The organism is Miltoncostaea oceani (assembly GCF_018141545.1).
In the GTDB taxonomy this organism is placed as follows: Bacteria; Actinomycetota; Thermoleophilia; order Miltoncostaeales; family Miltoncostaeaceae; genus Miltoncostaea; species Miltoncostaea oceani.
Genome location: NZ_CP064357.1, coordinates 247,673 through 269,950, shown reverse-complemented (window position 1 = coordinate 269,950; position 22,278 = coordinate 247,673). Strand labels below are relative to the sequence as shown.

28 protein-coding genes are annotated in these 22,278 nt (G+C 70.7%); 6 read left to right on the top strand and 22 right to left on the bottom strand.

The features are described from left to right. Positions 1-95 precede the first annotated feature (95 nt). From IU369_RS20090 to IU369_RS20075, 4 genes are read right to left on the bottom strand one after another with little or no spacing between them, the layout of a single operon-like run. The gene (locus IU369_RS20090) at positions 96-836 is read right to left on the bottom strand and encodes an NUDIX hydrolase (protein ID WP_217925012.1); all 741 of its coding nucleotides are present in this window, start codon (positions 834-836) and stop codon (positions 96-98) included. Continuing rightward, positions 833-1,525, bottom strand: coding sequence for a cysteine hydrolase family protein (locus tag IU369_RS20085; protein WP_217925011.1), 693 nt, complete (start codon positions 1,523-1,525; stop codon positions 833-835). Before IU369_RS20085 ends, IU369_RS20090 begins: the two co-directional genes overlap by 4 nt. Before the next feature lie 2 nt (positions 1,526-1,527). Beyond that, a complete protein-coding gene (locus IU369_RS20080) occupies positions 1,528-1,962 on the bottom strand; it encodes a hypothetical protein (protein WP_217925010.1) in 435 nt (144 codons plus the stop codon). Further along, the gene (locus IU369_RS20075; protein ID WP_246551662.1) at positions 1,959-3,083 is read right to left on the bottom strand and encodes a nicotinate phosphoribosyltransferase; all 1,125 of its coding nucleotides are present in this window, start codon (positions 3,081-3,083) and stop codon (positions 1,959-1,961) included. The genes IU369_RS20080 and IU369_RS20075 overlap by 4 nt, the downstream gene beginning before the upstream one ends. A gap of 223 nt (positions 3,084-3,306) precedes the next feature. Here IU369_RS20075 and IU369_RS20070 point away from each other — a divergent pair, with 223 nt between their 5' ends. Further along, on the top strand, positions 3,307-5,175 hold the full coding sequence (locus tag IU369_RS20070; protein ID WP_246551660.1) for an NAD+ synthase: 1,869 nt from the start codon (positions 3,307-3,309) through the stop codon (positions 5,173-5,175). A gap of 207 nt (positions 5,176-5,382) precedes the next feature. After that, positions 5,383-5,820 (top strand): hypothetical protein, encoded by a 438-nt coding sequence (locus tag IU369_RS20065; RefSeq protein WP_217925008.1) that lies wholly within the window; start codon positions 5,383-5,385, stop codon positions 5,818-5,820. A 69-nt stretch (positions 5,821-5,889) separates the two neighbouring features. Here the strand turns inward: IU369_RS20065 and IU369_RS20060 are convergent, their stop codons facing one another. Together IU369_RS20060 and IU369_RS20055 are read right to left on the bottom strand one after the other, a co-directional pair. Next, on the bottom strand, positions 5,890-6,204 hold the full coding sequence (locus IU369_RS20060) for a hypothetical protein (RefSeq protein WP_217925007.1): 315 nt from the start codon (positions 6,202-6,204) through the stop codon (positions 5,890-5,892). Further along, positions 6,201-6,692, bottom strand: coding sequence for a hypothetical protein (locus tag IU369_RS20055; RefSeq protein ID WP_217925006.1), 492 nt, complete (start codon positions 6,690-6,692; stop codon positions 6,201-6,203). The genes IU369_RS20060 and IU369_RS20055 overlap by 4 nt, the downstream gene beginning before the upstream one ends. A 223-nt stretch (positions 6,693-6,915) precedes the next feature. Between IU369_RS20055 and IU369_RS20050 the strand changes: the two genes are divergently transcribed. Continuing rightward, positions 6,916-7,092 (top strand): hypothetical protein, encoded by a 177-nt coding sequence (locus IU369_RS20050; RefSeq protein WP_217925005.1) that lies wholly within the window; start codon positions 6,916-6,918, stop codon positions 7,090-7,092. Between the two features lie 72 nt (positions 7,093-7,164). On the opposite strand, the gene IU369_RS20045 is transcribed toward IU369_RS20050, so the two are convergent. The 10 genes from IU369_RS20045 to IU369_RS20000 form a co-directional block, all read right to left on the bottom strand. Further along, positions 7,165-8,250 carry an AAA family ATPase gene (locus IU369_RS20045; protein WP_217925004.1) on the bottom strand — a complete coding sequence of 362 codons (1,086 nt, stop codon included), beginning with the start codon at positions 8,248-8,250 and terminating at the stop codon, positions 7,165-7,167. Further along, entirely contained in the window at positions 8,250-8,942 is a 693-nt protein-coding gene (pnuC, locus tag IU369_RS20040) for a nicotinamide riboside transporter PnuC (RefSeq protein ID WP_217925003.1), read from the bottom strand. Before pnuC ends, IU369_RS20045 begins: the two co-directional genes overlap by 1 nt. A gap of 294 nt (positions 8,943-9,236) precedes the next feature. Next, positions 9,237-9,590, bottom strand: coding sequence for a hypothetical protein (locus IU369_RS20035; protein WP_217925002.1), 354 nt, complete (start codon positions 9,588-9,590; stop codon positions 9,237-9,239). 147 nt (positions 9,591-9,737) lie between these two features. Next, positions 9,738-10,457, bottom strand: coding sequence for a hypothetical protein (locus tag IU369_RS20030; RefSeq protein ID WP_217925001.1), 720 nt, complete (start codon positions 10,455-10,457; stop codon positions 9,738-9,740). Beyond that, positions 10,454-10,999, bottom strand: coding sequence for an RNA polymerase sigma factor (locus IU369_RS20025; protein ID WP_217925000.1), 546 nt, complete (start codon positions 10,997-10,999; stop codon positions 10,454-10,456). Before IU369_RS20025 ends, IU369_RS20030 begins: the two co-directional genes overlap by 4 nt. Positions 11,000-11,132: 133 nt before the next feature. Then, positions 11,133-11,459, bottom strand: a complete 327-nt coding sequence (locus tag IU369_RS20020) for a DUF4190 domain-containing protein (RefSeq protein ID WP_217924999.1) — start codon at positions 11,457-11,459, stop codon at positions 11,133-11,135. 202 nt (positions 11,460-11,661) lie between these two features. After that, positions 11,662-11,991, bottom strand: coding sequence for a hypothetical protein (locus tag IU369_RS20015; protein ID WP_217924998.1), 330 nt, complete (start codon positions 11,989-11,991; stop codon positions 11,662-11,664). Between the two features lie 329 nt (positions 11,992-12,320). Further along, positions 12,321-12,839 (bottom strand): hypothetical protein, encoded by a 519-nt coding sequence (locus IU369_RS20010; RefSeq protein WP_217924997.1) that lies wholly within the window; start codon positions 12,837-12,839, stop codon positions 12,321-12,323. A gap of 35 nt (positions 12,840-12,874) precedes the next feature. Further along, positions 12,875-13,294, bottom strand: coding sequence for a hypothetical protein (locus IU369_RS20005; RefSeq protein ID WP_217924996.1), 420 nt, complete (start codon positions 13,292-13,294; stop codon positions 12,875-12,877). A 676-nt stretch (positions 13,295-13,970) separates the two neighbouring features. Next, positions 13,971-14,441 carry a hypothetical protein gene (locus IU369_RS20000; protein ID WP_217924995.1) on the bottom strand — a complete coding sequence of 157 codons (471 nt, stop codon included), beginning with the start codon at positions 14,439-14,441 and terminating at the stop codon, positions 13,971-13,973. A gap of 445 nt (positions 14,442-14,886) precedes the next feature. Here IU369_RS20000 and IU369_RS19995 point away from each other — a divergent pair, with 445 nt between their 5' ends. The 3 genes from IU369_RS19995 to IU369_RS19985 are packed head-to-tail and all read left to right on the top strand — an operon-like array spanning position 14,887 to position 16,448. Then, positions 14,887-15,285, top strand: coding sequence for a hypothetical protein (locus IU369_RS19995; RefSeq protein WP_217924994.1), 399 nt, complete (start codon positions 14,887-14,889; stop codon positions 15,283-15,285). Between the two features lie 16 nt (positions 15,286-15,301). Beyond that, positions 15,302-15,880: a hypothetical protein gene (locus IU369_RS19990; RefSeq protein ID WP_217924993.1), complete on the top strand. Its 579-nt coding sequence runs from the start codon at positions 15,302-15,304 to the stop codon at positions 15,878-15,880. Positions 15,881-15,896: 16 nt separating this feature from the next. Beyond that, positions 15,897-16,448 (top strand): hypothetical protein, encoded by a 552-nt coding sequence (locus tag IU369_RS19985; protein WP_217924992.1) that lies wholly within the window; start codon positions 15,897-15,899, stop codon positions 16,446-16,448. Between the two features lie 66 nt (positions 16,449-16,514). Here the strand turns inward: IU369_RS19985 and IU369_RS19980 are convergent, their stop codons facing one another. The 6 genes from IU369_RS19980 to IU369_RS19955 form a co-directional block, all read right to left on the bottom strand. Next, positions 16,515-17,291, bottom strand: coding sequence for a hypothetical protein (locus IU369_RS19980; RefSeq protein WP_217924991.1), 777 nt, complete (start codon positions 17,289-17,291; stop codon positions 16,515-16,517). Continuing rightward, the gene (locus tag IU369_RS19975) at positions 17,288-17,809 is read right to left on the bottom strand and encodes an RNA polymerase sigma factor (protein ID WP_217924990.1); all 522 of its coding nucleotides are present in this window, start codon (positions 17,807-17,809) and stop codon (positions 17,288-17,290) included. Before IU369_RS19975 ends, IU369_RS19980 begins: the two co-directional genes overlap by 4 nt. A gap of 140 nt (positions 17,810-17,949) precedes the next feature. Further along, a complete protein-coding gene (locus IU369_RS19970) occupies positions 17,950-18,948 on the bottom strand; it encodes a hypothetical protein (protein WP_217924989.1) in 999 nt (332 codons plus the stop codon). A 126-nt stretch (positions 18,949-19,074) separates the two neighbouring features. Then, a complete protein-coding gene (locus IU369_RS19965; protein WP_217924988.1) occupies positions 19,075-19,398 on the bottom strand; it encodes a hypothetical protein in 324 nt (107 codons plus the stop codon). Positions 19,399-19,453: 55 nt separating this feature from the next. Beyond that, positions 19,454-20,248: a hypothetical protein gene (locus IU369_RS19960; protein ID WP_217924987.1), complete on the bottom strand. Its 795-nt coding sequence runs from the start codon at positions 20,246-20,248 to the stop codon at positions 19,454-19,456. A 4-nt stretch (positions 20,249-20,252) separates the two neighbouring features. Then, positions 20,253-21,959: a VWA domain-containing protein gene (locus IU369_RS19955; RefSeq protein ID WP_217924986.1), complete on the bottom strand. Its 1,707-nt coding sequence runs from the start codon at positions 21,957-21,959 to the stop codon at positions 20,253-20,255. Between the last annotated feature and the right edge of the window lie 319 nt (positions 21,960-22,278).

Below are 22,278 nucleotides of genomic sequence, written 5' to 3'. Positions count from 1 at the left end.
GACATGCCCCGAGTAGACGAGGTGCCCTCGGTGGGTGAGATCGAGGACAGCGTCGCGTCTGGTCTCGCCCACGAGCTGGCCATCGAGAGGGATGGTCATCCGGGGCGTCCGGTGAAGCGGTAGAGCTCAGCCGGCCGGTAGGCGACGTCGCTCTCCATCTCCCCCGTGGCCGTGAGGTCCCCGGTTGCGAGCATCCGCCGGCGGAAGGCGGGCTTTGACATCCCGCGCCCGAGGATGGCCTCATGGACCTCCTGGAGCTCGCGCAGGGTGAAGGTGTCGCCGAGCAGCTCGTAGCCGACGGGCGCGTAGGCGATCTTGCCGCGCAGCCGCTGGACGACCATCCCGAGGATGCGCGCATGGTCGAAGGCGAGGCGCCGGGGGGCTCGGTCGATCACGACGCCGGCGGGGCCGCCCTCCTCGCCCTCCCAGGACACGACGAGCTCGGCGAGCTGTGAGCCAGGGCCGGGGGCCTTGCTCAGGCGAGAGGCCGGGACGAGCGCGTAGTGGGCGATCGAGAGCACCCTGGTGCGCGGGTCGCGGCCGGGCTCACCGAAGGTGTAGAGCTGCTCGAGGTAGACCCCCTCGAGGCCCGTCTTGTCGGCCAGCACCCGTGCCGCGGCCCGCTCAGGAGACTCATCGACGCCGAGGAAGCCGCCCGGCAGTGCCTGCCATCCCCGGTAGGGCGGCTCGGGCCGCTTGACCGTGAGCGCCCGCAGGCGGCCGTCGATGACCGTCACCAGGGCGACGTCAACGGCGACCGAGAGCCTCTCGTAGGCCTCCGGGTCATAGCCGGCCAGGAACTTGCGGTCCTCGGGGTCGAGCTCGTCGGCGCTCATGTTCCTTCCTGGGTGATCGTGCGGCTGTCGGAGATGATCGCACCGGCGGCCGCCCAGGAGGCGACCAGGGCCTCCGAGCGTGCGGCGTCGAGGCCGGCGCAGGCGTCGAGGGCCAGGACGATCTCCGCGTGGGTGCGTTGGCGGAGGCTGCCGATCGCCGGGGAGACGCAGATGTCGGTGGCGATGTGGCGGCGAAGGCCGGCGATCGCCGCGGCGACACAGATGTCGGTGGCGACACCGAAGACGACGATCCGGTCGGGATCGAGGATCTCCAGCACGGATGCGGTGTGCGGGTTGGTGAAGACGTCGGTGCGGCTCTTGAGGAGCAGGATCTCGCGGTGGGCGCGGACCATCTCCAGGAGGCGAGGCTCCTCAACGGCACCATCGCCGAGCACCAGCGGGTTGTCCTGGATGGTCCAGGGCACCTTCTGAGCCCCGGCGCTCGTGCGCAGGCAGTGCGGCGGGAAGGTCGTCTTCCAGTCGGGCTGGTCGGAGATCTCCTCGTCGCTGACCAGGTGATCGTCGGCGCTCGCCACGTGCACACGCAGGCCACGGTGGGCCCAGTCGATCAGGCGCTCCTGGGCGTCGATGACGCTCTGGACATCGGCTCCGGAAACGCTCAGCGCCCCGGTGGGCAGGCAGAAGTCGTTCTGGGTGTCGATGTCGAACAGGATCGTGGTGGAGTTCATGGTCAGCCTCCTCGGGGCGGGTCGGGGACGGGGACGGCGCGCTCGGACACCGCTGCGGGGTCGAGACCGCCGAACTTCTCGTGCAGGTGCTCGTACAGCGCCCACTCGGGGTCGATCTCCATCGCCCCGGCCTCATCGAGACGGGCCCAGTGCGCGAGGGCGGGCACCCGCTGGTTGATCCCCGCGATCAGCGCCTCAACCGTCGCAGGCACCTGGGCATGGGCGATCCCGAGGCCGACCTCGAAGGCGACGACCTCGGCGAGCTGACGGCGGTTCTCTGCCTCCGCCCGGGCGTCGCCGCGCCGGCGGGAGATCTCCGCCCGCGTCTCGGCGATCACCCGCATCCGGCTCGCCAGCATCGCCAGCGCCGGATCCGGGGCGTTCGTCTGGTTGGCCTCGAACCGCTCAGCGAGCGTGTGTGGGGCGAGTGCGTTCATCGGACCCGCTCCAGGCGATCCGAAGGGATCTCCGCGCGCCCGACCTTGGCCGAGGGGGCGCCGTCGGTCCGGACGATGTCGGCGGTGAAGTCGTTCTCGCCGCGCAGCAGCGAGGAGCCGACTCCGTAGGCGTCCACCGGGACGCCCCGGGCCGCGAAGCTCCGGATCTTCGCGGCGTCGAAGCCGCCCGAGACGAGGATCTTGATGCGCTGGTGGCCCGCGGCGTCGAGCGCCTCGCGGACGGCGAAGACGAGCTCGGCGCAGACGCCGGTCGGGCGGAAGCCGCCCATCCGGTCCACGAGGGCCCGGTCGACCATCTGGCCGCCGGTGTCGAGCCGCACGCCCCAGAGATCCGAGCCGAGGGCGTCGGCGACCTCGACCGCCGTCCTGGTGCAGTCGTTGTGGAAGTCCACGAGAGGGGCGAGGCGCATGCCGGTGCCGGCATAGACCTCGGCGAAGGCGCGCGCCGCGGCGACGGTGTCGCCACCGTAGGCCGCGATCAGGGCGTGCGGGACCGTGCCGACCGGCGCCCCACCGAACAGGGCCGCCTGGGACGCGGTCGAGACCCCCGCCGCGCCGCCGATGTGCGCCGCCCAGCCATCGCCCTCCTGGGTCGCGTGGTGATCGAAGCGCGCGGCGAAGAAGAGGACCGGGATCGCGCCGGCGGCTGCGACGACCGCGGCGGTGTTGGTCGCGATCAGGGTGCGACGGGCGAGCAGGCCGAGGTAGACGGTCTCCAGGTGGGCGAAGGAGGCGTAGTCGCCCTCGATCGTCATCACAGGCTCCCAGGGGCCGATGCGAGCCCCCTCGGGGAGTGCGCGCACCACCAGGTCATCGAAGCCGGGCACCCAGTTCCCCGAGGGGTCGAGGTGGCCGGTCCCCTCGCGCAGGACCCGAATGGCCTCGTCGATGCCGCAGAGGACGGCTTCGTGGCGCTGGAAGACCTGCATCAGGACGCGGGGCCGATGGCCGGTCCGCTCGAGGATCCGCTTGGTCGAGTTGAAGTAGACGTCCGAGTAGTCGCCCCGGCGGAGCGCCTCGACCTGTGCGCGGCTGAGGGCCTCGAGACGGTCCTGACCGCCAGTCGGCGCCTCGTGCTGGTGCGTCATCTCGGTGGTCACGGTCCCTGCCTCCTCGCGGCCTTATGGGGGCCTGATCGGTTCGTCTCCCTAGTTATAGCCTGTTCGGCTATAAGGTATGCCCGTTTCCACTCTCGACCGCCCAGGAGGTCGTCTGCGAACCCGATCAGCACGCCGAGCCACGAAACCGACACGTCCGCCCGCCGGCGCTCTATGGTCCCCTTATAGCCCTTACGGCTATAAGACCACACCCCAGGGGAACCCCGTGACCGACCCGACAGTCCGCATCGCCCTCGCCCAGCTCAATCAGACCGCTGGCGACCTGGAGGGCAACGCCGCGCGGATCAGCGTCGCCGCGGCGCGGGCCGCCGACCTCGGGGCGGACATCCTGCTCACCCCCGAGCTGTCGCTCACGGGCTACCCGGTCGAGGACCTCGTCCTCCGCGGCGCCTTCCTCGAGCAGACCGAGCGGGCCCTCGAGGCGCAGCTCTCATCTCTCCCCCTGCCGACCCTGATCGGTGCGCCGCTGATGGTCGGGCGCGATCTGTTCAACTGCGCGGTCCTCGGTGGTCCGGGTGTCCCTCGGCTGAGCTACGCCAAGCGGGCACTCCCGAACTACGCGGTCTTCGATGAGGCGCGCTGGTTCACCCCGGGCGCCGGCCCGTGCATCATCGAGATCGGCGGGATGATCACCGCGATCAGCATCTGCGAGGACATCTGGCACGCCGACTCGCCGACCGCAGCCGACCAGGTCGCCGGCGCCGACCTCATTCTCAACATCTCGGCCTCGCCCTATGAGCGCGGCAAGCCCCGACAGCGCGAGCAGATGCTGCTCACACGGGCCCGCGACGGCATGGGCTTCGTCGCCTATTGCAACGCGGTCGGCGGGATGGATGATCTGGTCTTCGACGGCGGGGCGCTCGTGGTCGGCCCGGGCGGCGAGGTTATCGCGCGCGCCGGATCGTTCTCAGAGGACCTGATCTGCGTCGATCTGGACCCCGGTGAGCTGACCCGGCTTCGCCGCCGCGCGCCGCGGCCTCGCGCCGTCGCCGGGCAGACGGCGAACGACGTGCGGGCCGCAGTGGTCCCCGTCCTCGCCGCCCCCGCACCGACTCGGGCGGAAGCCCAGGACACCGGTGAGCTCCCCGGCCGGAGCCCCGAGCGCATCCGGCGCGATGACGTCGCGGGCGCCGGCGCGGAAGACACCGCACAGGCCAGGCGGCTCACCGCCCGGCGCTTCCTCGCGCGTCTCGAGCCCGCGATCGCCGCCGAGCCCTGTGATGACCTGGAGAGCGTCTGGGGCGCCCTGAGGCTCGGGCTGGGCGACTTCGTGGACAAGAACGGCTTCACCGGCGTCGTGCTCGGCCTGTCAGGCGGGATCGACTCGGCCCTCGTCGCGGCCCTCGCCGTCGAGGCGCTCGGGCCCGAGCGTGTCCTCTGCGTCTCGATGCCGAGCCGCTTCAACTCCGCGAGCACGCAGACCGACGCCGCCCAGATCGCCGCGAACCTCGGCTGCGGCTTCCGGGAGATCGGCATCGAGAGCCTGCGCAACCTCGTCGGGTCGATCCTCCCTGACACCGCGGGCGTCGCCGCCGAGAACGTCCAGGCGCGGCTGCGCGGCCTGCTCCTGATGGCGATCTCCAACCAGGAGGGCCCCCTCGTCCTCGCCTGCTCGAACAAGTCCGAGACCGCGGTCGGCTACGCCACCCTCTACGGGGACACCGCCGGCGGCTACGCGCCTCTGCGCGATGTCCCGAAGACCCTGGTCTTCGCGCTCTCGCGGCTGGTCAACGAGCGCGCCGGTGCGCAGGTGATCCCGGTCCGGGTGATCGACCGGCCACCCTCGGCCGAGCTCGCGGATGATCAGCGCGACTCGGATTCGCTTCCCGACTACCCGGTCCTCGATGCGATCCTCGACGCCTACGTGGAGCGCGACCTGGGGGTGGATCAGATCGTCCGCACCGGCATCGCCCCCCGGCCGGTCATCGAGCGCGTCGCCCGCCTCGTCGACGGCGCCGAGCACAAGCGCCGCCAGGCGCCCCTCGGTACCAGGATCACCCCCAAGGCCTTCGGCCGGGACCGGCGCCTGCCGATCACCAACCGCTTCCGGGAGACCGGTCCGGCGTGCCCCTGATCACGAGCGGTGTAAGAGTCCCCTCACGCCTGTATGACTGGAGGCGTCAGTCCACCTCGCCGCGAGGAGCCTGACCTGATGTCGCAGGCGCCCCCACCGCCCCCGCCTCCTCCCCCCTCCCCGCAACCGCCGGCTGAGCCGCCGGGGCCGCGTGGCCCGCGGGCGGCCTACGGGGCGCTCGGTAATCGCGGACAGATCGTCTTCTGGGTGGTCGCCTCGGTGCTCGGACTGATGTTCATCAGTCTCATCGCCGCCGCCGCGGGTAGCTCCGAGCAGGAGACCGTCACCGTCGCCGAGGTGCGGACCCAGACCGAGCAGGAGGTGGTGACGGTCACCCAGACGCGCACCGTCCGCGCGCCGGCCGCACGCACGCCCGCCGCGCCGGCTCCCACCCCGCAGCCGCCCGCCGCGGCCGCCCGGACCTTCGAGGGCAATGGCAGCCGCAACATCGGCAACCTCACCCTGGCCGAGGACGCGACGCTTCGATGGACGAACAACGGAGACCTGATCCAGATCTTCGTCGACGAACCCTTCAACGTCCTCCTGAACTCCCAGGGGCCGAGTGGCGAGACCTTCGTTGCCGCCGGCACCTACAACGGGATCACCGTCAACGCGATCGGCGACTGGACCCTGAGCTTCGAGTAGGACATGCCCGGGAGCCTCGCTCCTGCCCCGGTAACGGCGCCTGACGCCCACCCGGAGGCAGGAGCTGGCTCAGTGGACGTCGAGGATCGAGATGGTGCCCGGACGGGCGGCCTCTCCCTCGGCGGGCGCCGACGGCCACGGCAACGCGTCGCGCGTGCCGGCCCACAGGCATGCGTGGCAGACCACGTCGCTCTCAGCGGCCAGCGGCGATCGCGCCACCTCGGCCCGGATGTCCTTGATGCTGTCGGTCATCGGCCCGAGCGCGACCCCACCGGTGGGGGTGGAGATCAGCCGGGCGTGGACCGAGAGGTCGACCATCGCGTGCAGGGAGCCGACCTTCCCGCACCCAGGGCACGCCGGAGCGGCGGGACGCCCACCGCTCACCGCATCCTCCGCCCGTAGGCGACGCCCCGCAGGGCGATCCTGACCCTTTCGCAGGCGTTCTCCTCGCTGATCCGCATGTCGAAGCGCAGCAGCTCCCGGACCTGGCTGCGGTATCGCTCCATCCTGGACTGGAAGTCGAGCAGCCCGATGTCCCCGGGCCAGTCCTCAGGGGTCTGCAGGGCGGACCACCCCGCGCCGTCGTCGGTGCCATCGTCGAGCCAGCGGTCATCGTCATCGATCACGACATCCAGATCCGGGCTGAGATCGGCCAGGTAGAGGCCGTCACCGTTCAGGCGGATGGTGGCGATCGGCTCCCCTTCGAGGCTGATCACGCTCAGGGGGCCCTCGACGCCACCGACGCCGATCACAGGATCGGCGACGCGTGCGGCCTTCGGATCGATCCGCTCGAGCTGGTCCATCAGATCATCAGGGATCCGGACCGACGGGCTGCCGGCCTGGCTCTCCGCTCCTGCTGAGTCATCGACCATCTCTCGAGCTCCTCATCGTTCGCTGCGCCGCCCCTTGGAGGGAGTGGCTGACACCACGAACGTAGGCCGACCGGGGGCATCTGAACGCAGTCGATGAGTCTCATCCTCGGCGGACCGTCCCGCGGGCGTGGCCGTCGTAGATTGAAGTGGTGATCACGACAACCAAGGAGACGACCGTGAACGCTGTGGCCCGGATCTACGGCGACCAGAAGGTGGCCCACTGATGGCCGAGATCCACACGGTCGGCGACCTGGTCGTCGGCGATGTCATCAGGACCCGCAACGGCGATGTCGCCGTTGACGCGATCGATGAGCAGCCCGACCGCTACCGGATCTTCCGGACCTCGGACGGCGCCCTCCACAACCTCCCCGTCGAGGCGCCGAGCGGCCGGGTCGACTGACGGGGAGAGGCTCTCCTCGGGAGCCGACCCGGCCGCTCGCGCCCACGTCCTTCATCTGAGGGCCGTGGGTGCCTAGGCCCCGATCAACGATGCCTCCCATTCGGCGAGGCTGATCTCCGGCTCGGGCTCCGCCCAGGGCTTGTGGGCCTGGACGATCAGGCCGTCGCAGTAGGCGACCGCCTGCTGGAGCCGCTCGTCGCGAGATCCGACGACCTCGAGGAACGAGCGCCCCTCCTCCCCCAGGCGCTCGCGGAAGCGGTCGTGCATGGCCAGGCGCGCCCGCCCGCCCTCACGCCAGCCGTCCTGCTCGAGCTCGACGCCCCGAGGGCTCGTCAGGATCGTGCCGAGGGGCCCGAGAGGCGCGCCGGCACCCCTCGCCCGGTCCCGTGCGAAGGCCTCAACGACCTCGGACCGCTCGCCCGGGAAGTACCGCTCGAACCAGAGCCCCGTTGCGAAGGGGTCCGTGTCGCAGACCAGGACCGGGTCGGCGTTGCCTGCCGCCGCGTCCTCGCGCTCTGCCTGGACTCGAGCGATCAGCTCGAACTCCTCGCGCGTCCAGACCTCCGCCCCGCTGACCTTGGTCGCCTCGGTGTGCTCGCGGCCGTACTCGGCGACCGAGGCGGTGCGGTAGTGCGCGGCGAGGTCCCAGGCAAGGGTGCTCGTGCCGGTGCTCTCCGCGCCGAGGACGACGACCCGCGGAACGACGTCAGCGCGCACGACCGGATCGAGCATGACCAGATGCGACAGCGGGTCCGAGCGCACGATCGTCCCCGAGACCGGGACCTCCCGGCGCGCACGGTCGACGAGCACGTGATCCGCGCCCATCCGGGCGGCCCAGGCGTGGCCGTAGTCCTCCGAGGAGAAGACGGCGTCAGGGTGGCGGCCGCCGAGGACCTCGAAGGTGCGATCCGCCCAGGGTCCGGGAGCCCCGGGCAGGTCGTTGACCAGTTCATGGACGACCAGGCGCCCCGCGGCGAGCTCGGACGAGAAGATCCGTCGGATCCAGCCGGCGCGCCGTGCGCCGTCGGCGGTCTCCCCAGGGCCCTCGCAGAGCATCACGTCGACCCGCCGGGCCTGCTCGAGCGCCGCCCGGACCAGCAGCTGGTGGCCGAGGTGGAAGGGGTAGAACTTGCCGACGACGACCCCGGTCTCGTACATCAGGCCACCTCCTCGCGCCGGCGCAGCTCGACGCGCCAGGTCCGCAGCGCCGACACGCAGATCAGCAGGAAGATCAGGTAGAGGAAGGCCGTCAGGTGGAGGTCCTTCCACATGTAGACGCCGATGCTGAGCACGTCCACGGCGATCCAGACCAGCCAGTTCTCGATCCAGCGGCGCATCAGCATGAAGCTGGCGATGACGCTGCCGGCGGCGATCGCGGCGTCGGGCACCGGCGCGGCGCCACCGATGTGGGTCAGGTACATGGCGATGACGACGACCGCGGCCACGAAAGCCGCGGCGAGGACCGGGTAGGCCATGCGAGGCGCCCGGCCGACCACCAGACCCGCGTTGCGCTCACCGCCGCGCAGCCACAGGTACCAACCCCCGATGCAGGTGGCGATGAAGTAGAACTGCAAACCCATGTCAGCAAACAGCCGCGCCTCGTAGAAGAGGACGATGAAGAAGGCCGCGTTGACGATCCCGACCGGCCAGCTCGAGATCCGGTTCTGGGCGGCGAGCCAGACCGTCCCCGCCCCGGTCACGAAGCCCCAGGACTCGACGATCGAGAAGGGATGCCAGCCCTGGTAGGCGCCGATCAGGAAGAGCGCGCCGACGAGCGCGCCCCAGTAGTCCAGCGGCCGTGGCGTGAAGCGTGCCCATCCGATCGGGCGAGGTAGTGCGTTCGTGGTCATTCCTGACCCCTTTCAGGTCGGGCGACCGACCCCACCTTTTCCCGAGACCCGAGGGTCTCCGGCGGCCCACCGTCCCGTTCGGACGGCTTCGTTAGGTGGCCCCGTTCGCGTTCTACCACCACCTTATAGCCCGTGCGGCTATAAGGTGCGGATTCTCGCTTCGCACTCGCAGATGGTTCCGGGCGAACCTACCGGGCGGCACTCGGCGCCGGCGCGATCTCTCAGCGCCCGGACCTCGTAGGTCACCCGCCACGACGTCACAACGTCTCGGGGCTCCGTAGAGCCCAGGGCTCTTCAGTTCGAGTAGGCGGAAACCCTCTTGCCCTTCGCGCAGGAGCCCCCACCGGAGCCCGAGCGGCAGATCCAGCCCGGGAAACGCCGCAGCCGGGTGTAGCCCTCGGCCCCTGAGCCGCCGTTGACGATCACCTTGAAGCGCGCCGGCGCGTTCCAGTACTCCTTCTGGAGCCGGACCGCGAGCCGGCACTTGATGCCCTTCGCATAGACGTGGGTGTGGTAGGACGTCTCGAAGGACCCGCACGACTTGTAGTCGGCACCCCAGTAGTTCACGGCGCGGTGCCCCTCCGCGTCGCTCGGGGAGACGGCGAGGAAGATCGAGGCCCCGAGAAGGGCGACCAGGCAGGAGAGCACGCGCGGGGCGGTTGCGAGGCGGCGGATGGCGAACTCCTGTCCCGGGGGTTGCGACGGCGGCGAGCCTACCCCCTCCCTCTGTCAGGGATCAACTGGCCAGAGGTGCGGGAGAGTGGGCTCGTGCCTGTCCAGCCTCCTCCCTCGAGGTCAGTTCCACGGGGTCGTCAGGACCTCATAGCTCGGGCCGTCCGGGGGATCGCTGATGACACTCTCGGTGTAGACGCGCAGCGCCGCGATGGCGTCACCGACGCCGGGGCCGTAGACACGCACCGCGATCCCGGGGTTCTCATCGGCGCGCGCCATGAGGAAGCCGTCCTCTCGCACCGGCACCCGCTCCCCCGCGACGAGGGCGGAATCGATCCCCGGCGGCAGGAAGCCAGCGACCAGATACGACGGACCGAGCTTCTGGACGCCGATCAGGCCACCGGCATCGGCGAGCTGATCCGGCGGGGCGCAGCTGCGTCCGCCCTCGACCTCAGTCCCGGGGAGGGTGCGACTGAGGCAGGTGGAGTCACCTGACCGCGTCCGGAAGTAGCGGACCCCCTCCTGTTCGCCCAGGAAGGCGGCGCCGGCGCGGTCGACGCCGAAGCCCGCTGGATCCGGGGCCGCGGGGCCGCGGAGCTCGTTGGCGATCAGGGAGGCGCCGGCGATCGCAGCTGCGACGAGGAGGATCACCCCGGCGAGGATGAAGGCGCGCCGACGAGCTCCGCCCGCGCGGATGTGACGGCCGGGCGCCGTCGACGCGGGGGATGCCTCACCCATGCGGCTCCAGGTGCGCTCGCGGAGCTCATGACTGTCAGCCGCGGCGATGGGGCCCGGGACCGGGTTCATGCGGCGGAGCTCGTCGATGATCGGATCGTGGTTCATTGGTTCTCCCCCTCAAGGCCGGGGCGGCGGTATGCGCGCTCCTCATAGGCGCGACGGGCCTCCATCAGCGAGGCCAGCCGCCGGCGCGCGCGGTGCACGCGGACTCGGAAGGCGACCTCCGACACGGACATGGCGAGGGCGGCCTGGCGGCTGCTGAGTCCCTCCCAGGCGATGAGCAGCAGCGCCTCGCGATCCTTCTCCCCAAGCTCGGCGAGGGCCTCGAGCAGGCCGCTGTCGGCGGCTTCGTCCGCCCGGAGGCCCGGTTCGGCGCCGAGTGCATCGACCAGGCGCTCCTGACGGGCACCGGAGCGGCGCCTGTCCGCGGCGACTTTGCGGGCGACCCCGTAGAGCCACGGCACGGCTTCATCATCCTGGGGCATCTGCGCGCGCCGGCGCCAGGCGACGAGGAAGGTGTCGGCGGCGATATCGTCCGCCTCGGATGTGGGGGCCCGGCGGCGCGCGTAGGCGAGGACCCTTGGGTGGTTCTCGTCCCAGAGGCGCTCGAAGGCGCGGCGCTCGTTGTCATCGGCGGTGTCGACCATGGGTTCCACTGTGCTCATGGCCAGTATGCGCCCTGGCGTTACAGCGGCGACGCCATCTTGGGCTGAAGGTCGCGAGCTTCGCCGGTAGACGGAGCGCCGAACCCGCGCGCTCCGTCTACCGGCCGGGCCGCTCCTAGTAGCCGGAGCCGGAGTCCGAGCCGCCCATCAGGGCCATGAACAGCAGCACCCCGGCGACCAGGCCGACGATGCCGAGCACCAGGCCGGCGATCGCCTGGCCGCGGCCCTGGAGCTGCGGGTCCTTGGAGGTGTCGCCCATGGCGAGTGCCCCGAAGATGATCGCAAGCGTCGAGCAGACGATCGGCACCAGCAACAGGCCGACGATCCCGAGCACGAGCGCCGCCGTCGCCTTCCCACTCGAGGGCCGGACATCGGTCGTTGCGGTGCCGGCGGCGGGTACCCCACCGCCGGACATGAGGCTGCCGAGTGCGTCAGTTGACACGGGTGTCCCCTTCTCAGACAAGGCGACGCCGGGGGATCCGGTGGCGTCGGGTCGCCCGTGGGGAGCGGCCACGTCCAGGCTAGAAGCAGGGGCACCGCCCCTCCCTAACCCGAGGTCAAGGCCGCTGGTCGAGCCTTCCGACTCTTACCTGGCTGCTTGGGGGAGGATGCGAAGCGCCGTGCGATCGCGCGCGGGCCCGGACCTACTCATGCGGGTTTCGCTGCTGATCGACACGCTCGGGCTTCGCCCTCCCGGCGCCCCCGGAGGCCGAGATGAGGAGCGCCGCGCCACCCAGCGCCATCGCCAGAGCCTGTGTCACCAGGAGCGCGCTGGCCTGGTAGATCGGCTCCACCATGGTGAACGTGACGACGACAGCCGCAACCACGGTGGCGAGACTGACGATTCCGAACGCGATGAGCAGGGCTCGCCTACTCATGACGGCATCGGGGAGTCGCTCCGAACCGGGTCCCAACGGGCCCCGGCACTCCGGCTGCCGTGGTTTGAATGGACTGCGATCGGCCGGATCAAGCACCGAGGTTCTCCTCCATGGATGGATCAGTCGCCATCACGGTAGGCCGCCCGACGTCCGATGCATCTCTGAACTCGATCGACCGGCGAATCCTCCACCTGGGCGATGGTCGGGCCCCGGATCGCTGCGCGTGCTCGCGCCGGCGACGCGTCACTTGTGCGGAGCGTCCACGCTCAAGGATTGAAGCGGGGGCGGCAGCTCCCCTACGCGCCCCATGTCCATCACACCCGAGCCGGGAATGCCTCGGGGGCGATGGACATGATCTGGACTCTCCGGTCCCGGGCGCCAGCGGAGCCGGCAGCGCACCGGCGCGGGGACCCGGCGGCCTACGCTCAGCCGACTGCTTTCGGCACCTCGAGTTCGAGCTCGCCGGCCGGACCCGACGCCCTCAGGACCTCGGCGCTCTTTGGGAGGGTGAGCACCACCACATTGCCGACGGCACTGTCGCTCACACCCGCCGAGGTGGCCGTCGTGAAGCCATCAGGCAACCAGGCCCACAGCTCGATCTCGCCCGTCCTCGGGTCCTGGGCGCTCGAGACCATCCCCCGCTTGGCAGCCTCCTCGGGCGGGTTGCAGCTGGTCGAGGTGGCGACCGGCGCGACCCGGATCAGGCAAACCCAGCCCGCTCGCTCGTTCGCGCCCTCGGTCACGTAGAGGCGGACGTCGCCGACCTGACGCACGAGGTCCGTCTCGGAGGGCTCGACCTGGGCGGCCGACGGGAAGACCGGCTCGGAGGCGATCGCGGGAGGAGGTGCCTGACCGTCGCCACCGACCGCCGCATAGACCGCCGCCGTACTGAGGGCGAGCACGCAGAGCGCGGCCCCCACAGCGATCCTCAGACGCTTGGTCATACCCGGGCTCCTTTTGGAATCGTCGATGCTGCCCATCAGACGCCGTTGTAGCCGCAGAGGAACGTGTTCGACAGCGACGATGAGTTCCGGCACTGGATCTGGCGGGTCTGCGAGTTCGGGAAGTTCACCTGGTGGTAGAGGGAGGTGTCGCTGTACCAGGGGCTGATCGATCCGCCGGTGTTGGTGCGCTGGCTCTTGCTGCGCCCTGGGGAGCCCGGCGGCTGCTTGGTGAAGATGTTGAAGACCGACCCATACCCAGCTGACCACCCAGCCGTCTCACCGGCGGTCCATGAGTGGTAGGTGCTGCAGCCCGAGGACGGGAAGTAGCAGGCAGCATCAGCGCGGCCGACCATGCCGACAAGGAGCACCAGCAGGGTCGCTGCGCCGAGCAGGAGCGCCGCACGCGGCGCGTGGCGCCCATGGGGCCGGATGAGGCTCGAAGCTGGCTGATTCATGGTTTCCCTTCGGATGGCTTGGACGCCGGATCAGCGGGTCTCGAGAGTCAATACATCCACCGACCGCCGCTCCTTCCCGGCCTCTGGCTTTGCTGCCTCGGAAGCGGCCTCGGCGCGCGCCCTCACGTCGCCGGCGCGCCACCGACGACGTGAGCGGATCGCCTTGGGGTTCAGGGCACCGGGACCCGGATCGGGTCGCTGGGCTCCTCTGTCTCGATGACGACCGGGGGTGCCGGGACCGGGACACCCCGCTGACGCGCGTCGGCCTCCTGGAGCGCCGTGGCCCGGGCCGCCCAGGCCCGTGTCACCTCAGGGGTCTCCCCGGGAAGGCACCCGGTGAGCGACGGCATCTGCACCAGGCGACCGGACCGGTCGACCAGCAGTCGGCCGTCAAAGGTGGAGATCGGCATTGTGCGGGGCGCGCGAGAGCAGTCCACGGTGCCGTCGGCGCGGGTCCAGTCCGGAGCCTGACGCGGTGCGCGGGACTGATCGATCGATCCGTCCGCTCTCACCCATACGGGCCGCTCGCTCGCCGGCGGCAGGGTCAGGGAGGCCGGGTCCACCTGGGTGGGGCCACCCCCCGAGCTCGCGGCGGACGCGACCGCTGCGCCAAGGCCGATGCTGAGGGCCACAGCGAGCGCGATCAGCGCCGGTCGGTTCCTCGTTCGCACCCGCATCACAGCCCGATCCCGGGAGTTGCCGTGGCACCGCCGCTACCGGACACCCAGCCGCGCCCGACGCCGCGGTAGGTCCCGCCGCCACAGCGCGGTGAGGCGCCGTAGTTGGTCGAGATCGTCTTGGTCCAGTCGGGCGAGGTGTTGTAGTAGTCGCCGGTCTGGGTGGACGCGCAGTAGGACCAGGAGCCCCCGGAGAGCTTCTGGAGGACCTGGTTGGTGCGGATCTGGTTCGTCGCGACGTTGAGGGTCAGGTAGCACGGGTTGTTGCCCGGAGCCGAGTAGTTGAGCGACTGGGTCACCGTGCGCAGGTAGCCACCGCCCGAGGATCCGACCCCCGGCTCGTTGAGGGCGACAAGGACGCCCGTGCAGCGTGCGTTGTAGGTGTAGTAGGGGTAGCTGACGCCCTGCACCGCGCCGGCCCGCGGGGCGAGTGCCGCGGCGGACATCGCGAGCAGGACCAGGAGGACCAACAGCCCTCTCGGACCCGCGCGCCATCGATGGGAGACCATCTTCCGAGCTCCGTTCCTCTGGATGGATGTGATCTGAGTGGGCCGCACTAGCGACCTGTTCATGACTACGGACGGGCGCCAGTCCACTTCCCCGGCCGAGCGGATTCGGCGAATTGCAAGCAGGACTCGCATCGACCAGTGACGTCGTCGCGTTCAAAGCGCCAGAACCGCCGTATCGTCGGAAGAGATTTCGAGCCCCTTCGTATCAGAGGAGATGCGAGTAGAGCGCGGACACACAGGTCGCGAATCGTCGGCGCGAGCGAGATCGGTAACGATCCGGTCGTCGCCGGCCATGACGGGGTTGGACCCTGATTCCCGCGAGAGGCGCTCCGGTCTTCGCATCGGAACCTTGACCACGCAGGACTTCAGATGGAGGTCGACAAAGGTGCCACGGTTCCTCAGACCAATGCTTCTCGCTCTCGCCCTCTTCGGCGGGCTCGGAGTCGCGAGCCTCTCCCAGGCAGAACCCGCCGCGGCCGTCACGTTCGAGTGCCACTACGTGATCGTGACCGAGAACGACTGCGGCGTCGGCACGCTGCCACCGAACAACGCCTCGGGGTGGAGTTCGGTCCGCAACTTCTATGCCCACCGGGCGACGTCCAACTACTACACGCAGTACCGCAAGAGCCTGGCCATCTACAAGGGCCAGCTCTTCGGCTGGTGGTACGGCGGCAAGAACGCCCTGCTGTTCGAGCGGATCAACAACAACGGGACGACGCTCTTCGGCTACCAGGCGATCTGCCGGAACTCCGACGACAACTACTTCCCCCGCCAGCAGACCATGTTCTGCCAGACGGTCCGATAGGAGGCCTCAGATGCCGATGAGCAGCAGACGCAGACGGTTCGGACTGGCCGGCCTGGGAGCGGGGCTCGTGGTCGTGGTCGTCCTCGGCGCCTTCGCCGCGAACGCCAGCCCGGATGAGACCAGGGGAGCGCCGCAGTCCCCGACCCTCCAGGCGGCGTCGCCCTACCTGCAGGGCGCACTCACGCATGCCGGCCACGCCGTGGACGTCGACGCGGTGAAGTCCCTCGGCCGAACGTCGACGGGTGAGGAGCTCTTCCTGGGTCCGTCCCCGGATGGGCGTATGGAGTGCTTCATGGTCGTCGACCCGCCGGAGACCAAGCCCTTCCCGGGCACCTCCCTGTCCTGCGGGATGCCGGAGACGGTGAAGTCCCGCGGCCAGGAGATCTGGCGCGACAACCCCGACGGCTCGATCTCCCTCTGGGTGCTCGGAGCGGAGGGGGCGGGCTCCCAGCGCAGCGCGCGGGTCCGCTTCGGCAGCCGCGACATCGCAGGCGACGCCAAGGGCGTGATCAGCACCAGGATCCCGGCCGGTGTCTCCTCGATCGATCTGACGAGCGGCACGCGCACGGAGACCGTCACTGTCCCGGGGCGCTAGTCGGAGCGCACGACCGGTGAGGGCGGCGCTCGCCGCCGCCCTCACCAGCGGCGCCCTTCTCGTCGTCGGCTGCGGGGGCGACTCCGCGGCGTCGGAGACCGCCGATGCAGCGCCCGCACCTGTCGTGCCGGCCTTCTCCCCGACCGTGGCAGCCGACGTCTTCGGCGGCTTCATCGACGCCCACCGCCAGCAGCGGTGGGAGGACGCCGAGACCTTCTGGCCGGAGGCCTTCCGTGTCGCGTGCGGCGGGCGCCTCGGCGTCATCGAGGCGTTTCGGGTCGCGGATGACCAGGTCCCGGGCTGGCCTCGCTTCGAGCTCGGCCGGGTCCTCTCCACCTCGACCAACCCCTATCCCTCCGCCACCTTTCGGACGACCCGCCCCGACGGAGAGGTGTCGCCGATGACCGTTTCCTTCGTCGAGGAGAACGGAAGGTGGATGCTTGCCGATCCGCTGCCGACCCTCGCCTTCAGCCTCTGCACGGCGCCGGACGACCCGGCACCGACACCGGGCACCGACACCGGGCACCTCATCGGGCCGGGCGCGTCCGCCGTCCGGTTCCCGGCCTAGGAGCAACTTCAGACAAGGCGCGCGGGATGACCAGCCGATTGGCGGGTCGCCAGCCGACGTCCTGGGCTAGTCCTTCGCCCCCGTGACGGGGGCGGGGCCCTGCTCGGGCGGGGGCGCTAGGTCGCAGGCCGCCCGGCGGGGCAGGACCTGGCACGCCGGCAGGCGTGGGACGCCGAGCCGGATGGCGCGGGCCTGGCGCGGGGTGAGCCGCCCTTCGATGAAGGCGCGCGCCAGCCGCTCTGCCTGGCGCGCCGTCAGCGACCCCGAGATGCGGAAGTCGGGCTCTCGGATGTTCCCGCGGGGCAGGCCGTATCCGAACGGCGCGGTCAGGTCGAGGCGCGGGCCGGTGCGCGACGGCGCCCACACGGCGCCGCGGGGCAGGGGCGGGGCGAGCCGGGCGCCGCGCGGCATGGTGCCGTCGCGTCCCACGGACGCCACGAGGCCCCGCAGCGCCTGCGCGTACGTCGTGCCCTCCGGGAACCTCAGAGCGGGGAGCCTGGGCACGACCTGCACCAGGGGGGAGCCGCGGTACCCCGGTTGCAGCCACGCGGCGCGGCCGACGACCGACTCGCGGAGGGCAGCCTCGGCCTCGGGCGACACGGGGACGGTCGCACCGGAGCTCCCCGAGAGCATGACCGCGGCGGTCGCCCCGCCGCCGGTGAGGACGGCCCCGGCCAGGGCGTAGGAGAGGATCGCTCGGCGCGAGCGGAACTGGCGCGCTGCGGGCCGCGCGAGCTCGGCTGCTCTCACCGCCGTCCGGCGCACCCGCGCAATGACCTCGTCGGAGGGCTCGACGCCCCTGACGGAGCGGCGGATGCGGCGCTCGAGGTCGTCGTCGCTCATCCGGCGGTTACCTCCAGGGCGCGTCGCAGGTCGGCGAGGGCGCGGTGCTGACGTGAGTGCACCGTGCCGACGGGGATGCCGAGCGCCGCCGCCGTCTCGTCGGGGGACAGGCCGACCACCACGCGGAGCACCACGACGGCCCGCCGGTCGGGGTCGAGCCGCATCAACGCGTCGACCACCTCGCGGGCCGCCTCCGCGCCGTCTTCCATGACGCCGTGGACCGTCTCGTCGAACTCGACCGACGGCGGGGGGCGCGTGACGAGGGTGAGCGCGCGGTTCACCACGATGCGCACGATCCACGGGGCGAACGGTCGTGACAGGTCGAACTGGTCAAGGGCCCCGAAGGCGCGCTCGAAGCCGTCCTGGACGGCGTCGTCGGCGAGGTCGCGGCGGCCTGTGACGGCGTAAGCGGCCCGCCACGCGGCCCGTACGTGAAGCTCCGCGAGCTCATCAGCGGCCCGGGCGTCGCCGTCCCGTGCACGGGTGACTAGCCGTCCATCAGGCGAGAGACCATCCACGGTCACACCCTAATGCCTCGCCCTGCTCCCCCACCGTCACTCTGGCGGGCTGCGGGAAGCAGGAGGCGATCCGCGGAGTAGGAGGAGTACGAACTACCTCCGTTCACTCCGGCCGCGCCCCGGAGCCCGCGCTGGCTCGCTCAGCCAGAGGCAAGCGGCACGACCACCTCGACGCTCTGTCTTCCGGTCGGGGCCTCCTGGAACCGCTCACGGAGAGCGCGGCGGGTTGCCTCGTAGCGTGCCGCCGCCAGGCGCCGCGTCTCTTCGAGGCCGCTGAGTGCGTCGATGAGAGCCGAGGCGTTGGCGGCGGAGGTCGTCTCGCTGACGAGCGCCTCGAGGCTCGAGTCCGGATCGGTCCGTACGACGATCTCGATCGACGAGTCCTCCGTGAGCGGTGCCTCATAGGTCACCTGTTCCCCGACGGCGGGGAGTTCCTCGATGAGGTGGTACATGGAGAGCGCGACGTCGCGCACGACGCGCGCCCAGAACGCCGCCGGCGTCAGCGCGTCGTGCAGGCCAGCCACCGCCAGGTCCTCTCGCATCTCTCGCGCGGACAGGACCGGGGCTCCGGGTTCAGGCTGCTCGGAGAAGTACCGGAGATCGACTTCGGGATTCAGCAGCGGCCCCATCAACTGTCGCGCGACCGCCTCGAGCGCGGCGGTCTCGGCTGTCGGCGCCTCGATCCAGCACACACGCAGGCTGTCGCTCATCCACTCCCGACGCCCCTCCAGCAGCAGGCGCCCGAGCGGCCCCGGCAGGGAGTAGAGGGGGGTCCCATTGAACAGATCCCAACCCCGCGGCAGCAGGCCGAGCGCCTCACCCAGGTGCTCCTGCAGGTAGAGACCCGGGCTGTAGCCGTTGGCGTGCCCGGCCCGGTGCTGGGCGATGCGCTTGCGCAGCCCCCGGGCGCCATACGCCCGGCCGACATAGAGCGGCCACTGCCATTCCTCCCTGGGCAAGCCGATGTCCTCTGCGGCGTCCTCGTCGGCGCATATCAGCATGTAGACGCCTGGGAGCGAGGGCACGTCCGGGGAGTCCAGCGGGTGGAGACGCGAGACGGCGAAGCGCGCTCTGAGCTCATTCACCTCGCGCAGCAACGCCACGGCACGCGGATCATCAGGGTGGAGATCTCCAGCCATGGGGATGACGCTATCAGCCGGTCAGGGTCGCGCTCGGGGCCATCTCACCCTGGAAGGACGGCACCGCTGCAGACTCCCACCTCATCCTCGGGGGCGCACACCGCGAGGACAATTGTTCCTCAGGAACTACTCGCCGCGGATGAAGCGGGCCTCCGCGAGCAGTCCCTCACGGTCGCAGAAGGCGAGCTTGTCGATGTCTTCCAGGTGGAGGATCAGTCGCGCGCGCAGGTGGGACGCCATCTCGATGCCGAGGACGGCTTCCAGGTTGCAGGAGGCAAGGACAGGCTCATCGCCGTGCTCCCGGATGGCTGTTCCCTGACGGGCCGCGAGGGCGGACACGTGCTGCCGGAAGTAGGAGCTCCGGGCCATGTCGCCGGCGAACCGGTCGACCTGTTCGCGCGTCATCGGGCCGAGCTGCCGAAGGGACTCGATGTAGCTCTCGTCATCCATCACCGACAACGTAACCCGCGCCCTGGGGAGTGCATCAGGGTCGGCTGGATGATCCTCAGCTCGCGAGTGGCGCCTCGGCGGCTTCGGTCTCGCGCTGCTGGAGGATGGAGACCAGCGCGGTGAGCTGCTGACGGACCGATCCCACCTGACCGCGCACCCGCTCCGCGGCGTCGTCCTCGCTCGACACCGCGACCCGGACCACATCACCGCGGATGGCGCCGAGGTTCGCGCTGAGCGCGTGGATGTCCGATTCGATGCGCTCGCGCATGTCTCGCAGCGAACCCGCCCGCTCGAGCTGCTGCTCAAGAGCCTCACACGCCCGGGAGAGCGACTGGGCCAGGTCATCCCCCTGGTGGTCGCCGGCAGCCCGCCGACGCGCTTCGACCAGGCGCCCGCGGAGCAGTGGCTCGTCGACGCTCTCCAGGTAGTTCCAGATGGTCTGTGCCTTCTGGCAGAGGCGCGTGAGGTCGTGCTCGAGTCCGACGAGCTCGGTCGCGACGTCATCGAGCGGCACCGGGCAGACGCCGAGGGCTTCACGCAACAGCGCGGCCTCCCGGGAGGCTTCCTCGTAGAGTCGCTGGATCTCAGGATGCGCGAAGCTCTCCTCGGGGGAGCGCGCACCCTCGGAGGGCAGGGCCGCCCCGCGCCGGCGCTCGATCAGCCGGCGCGCCTCGGCGGAGTCGGTCACGGTGAGGTAGGCGCTGACGGCGTAGATCCCGAGCGCCACGGGTACCAGCAGCCACCAGGAGAAGGCGAGGCCGATCCCGGCGATCGCTGCGGCCGGCAACACGTTCAGCGGGCGGCTCGCCGCCCGGATCATCAGGTCGCGTATGTCGGCGCGCCGGGACATCGGCTTAGAAGAAGCTCGAGATCTGGATGTAGACCCGCTCGATCGTCGTTGGGTCGCCGCTGTAGGCCCGCCCCGCCCCCGCCTTGGCGATCGCCTCGAGCGTGTCCTTCTCTGCGCCGTCGCCGTAGGCGATGGTGAAGATGCGCACCCCGCGGCCCTCGGACCCGGTGCCTGCCGACAGCTGATCGCGGAGGGCCTCGGCGCTGAGGCTGCTCTCGTTGTCGGCGCCGTCGGTGAGGACGACGACCGCGCTGATCCGGGAGTCGTCGGCGGTCGCGTTGATCCGCGTGGCGGCCTCGGCGGTCGCGTCGTAGACCGCGGTGCCCCCGTCAGCCCCGAGCGCACGGATGCGGCTGATCAGGGCTGCGCGCCCCTTCTCCATCGAGACCGGCTCCTGGACGACCGTCGGGCGGTCGGAGAAGACCGAGAGGCTCACCTCATCACGCGGCTGCAGGAGCTCGAGGAAGCGCACGAGCCCCTCCTTGGCGGAACGCAGCTTGCCGCCGTCGTTCATGGAACCGGAGATGTCGAGGACGACCTCGATCCGGGCCGGCTTACGGTCGGCGCGCCAGGCGTCGAGGATCGCGCTCAGCACCTTCGGCTCGGGGAGGGAGAGCAGGCGGGTCGGCTCGGCCGGGTTCACACCGTTGGCCGCGCTCACGGGGGCGACAGCCGCTACGTCCGGGTCCGAGGGGCGGAAGCCGAACTTCCCCGCGGTCCCGGGGTCGATCTCCGCGGTCAGGAACTCGACCAGCAGCCGGGCGCCCTCGCGCTCCTCCTCATCCACCCACGGGGCGTCGGGGATGATCAGCGGGTTGTCCGACCAGAAGGTCCCCTCCTTGGGGTAGATCGCCACGAGCTTCTGGCCGTCAGAGGCCAGGCGCGTGTTGTAGTCGATCAGCGTCGCCTCCTCCATGGCGATCGCGCTGACGTAGGTCGGGCCGTAGGTCTTCAGCTGCTCGGCGAAGAAGAGCGTCGTGTCGCCGTAGTGGACCACCGAGCTCTGGATGCCGGAGACGAACTTGCGCACCTTGGGACGCGTGACGTCGGCGAGGGTCAGACCCTCGGACTTCTGCGCGCCGACGAGGTACTCGGCGGCGGTCGCCGACAGACCCGAGGTGGAGAAGTCCGGGTTGGTCTGGCCGAACTTGAAACGGCCCCACTCCGGGTGTCCGTGAGCGGCCCAGCCTCGGCCCCCTGTGGCCTCGGCGAGGATGTCCTGCCAGCCGAGCGGGGTGTCAGGCCAGCCGAGCGCGCGCGCCATCGGCTCGGGCATGGCGATCACCAGCGGCGTGCGCACCAACGACGAGTTCTCATCCGGAACCAGGGCCGCATCGGCGCGGTGGTTGACCAGGCGCCCCCAGAGCGATGAAGACGGGCTCCAGAGGGTCGGGGTCAGCCGGCCATCGACGATCCTGGCCGCCGCGTCTCCCGACGAGACGACCTGACCACGGACCTGTACGGGCTTGCCGGCCACCTCCACGCCGGAGGCGTTGAACCGCTCGAGCAGGGGCGCCAGCAACAGCTCCTTCTCCGGCGAGTAGGCGAGGTCGACGACGACGCCCCCGCCGAGTGCGAGCGCCCCGGGGCCGGATCCGGGGGAAGCGGGCTGCGCGCCACCGGGCCCTCCTCCCCCGCTCAGGCCGACGATGAGGCCTCCGATGATCAGGAGCGCGGCGAGCGCGAGAGTGATGATGCGAGCAGGCGACATGGGCCCGATTGAACAGGGGGCCCATCATCGAACGGCGCGATTCTCGCCTCCGAGATCCTCACGCGCGGCGCGCTGATTGCGGTTCGCCCCGGCCGACGCTCGGGGCTTATCGGCGAACCGCCGCATCGCCTACTACCCTCAGGAGTTCAATGGCCCGGGGCGCATCTTCACGAGCAACCGCTGCCTCGCGACGGGCCCCGGACAGGACGCCGAGCCGCTCGAGCGCGTCCACTCTGGCCGAGCTACCTGAGGGCATCCATGACCATGCCCTACACGCGGCCCGGCGAGGCGAGGCGATACTCCAGCCACTGATCGAGGA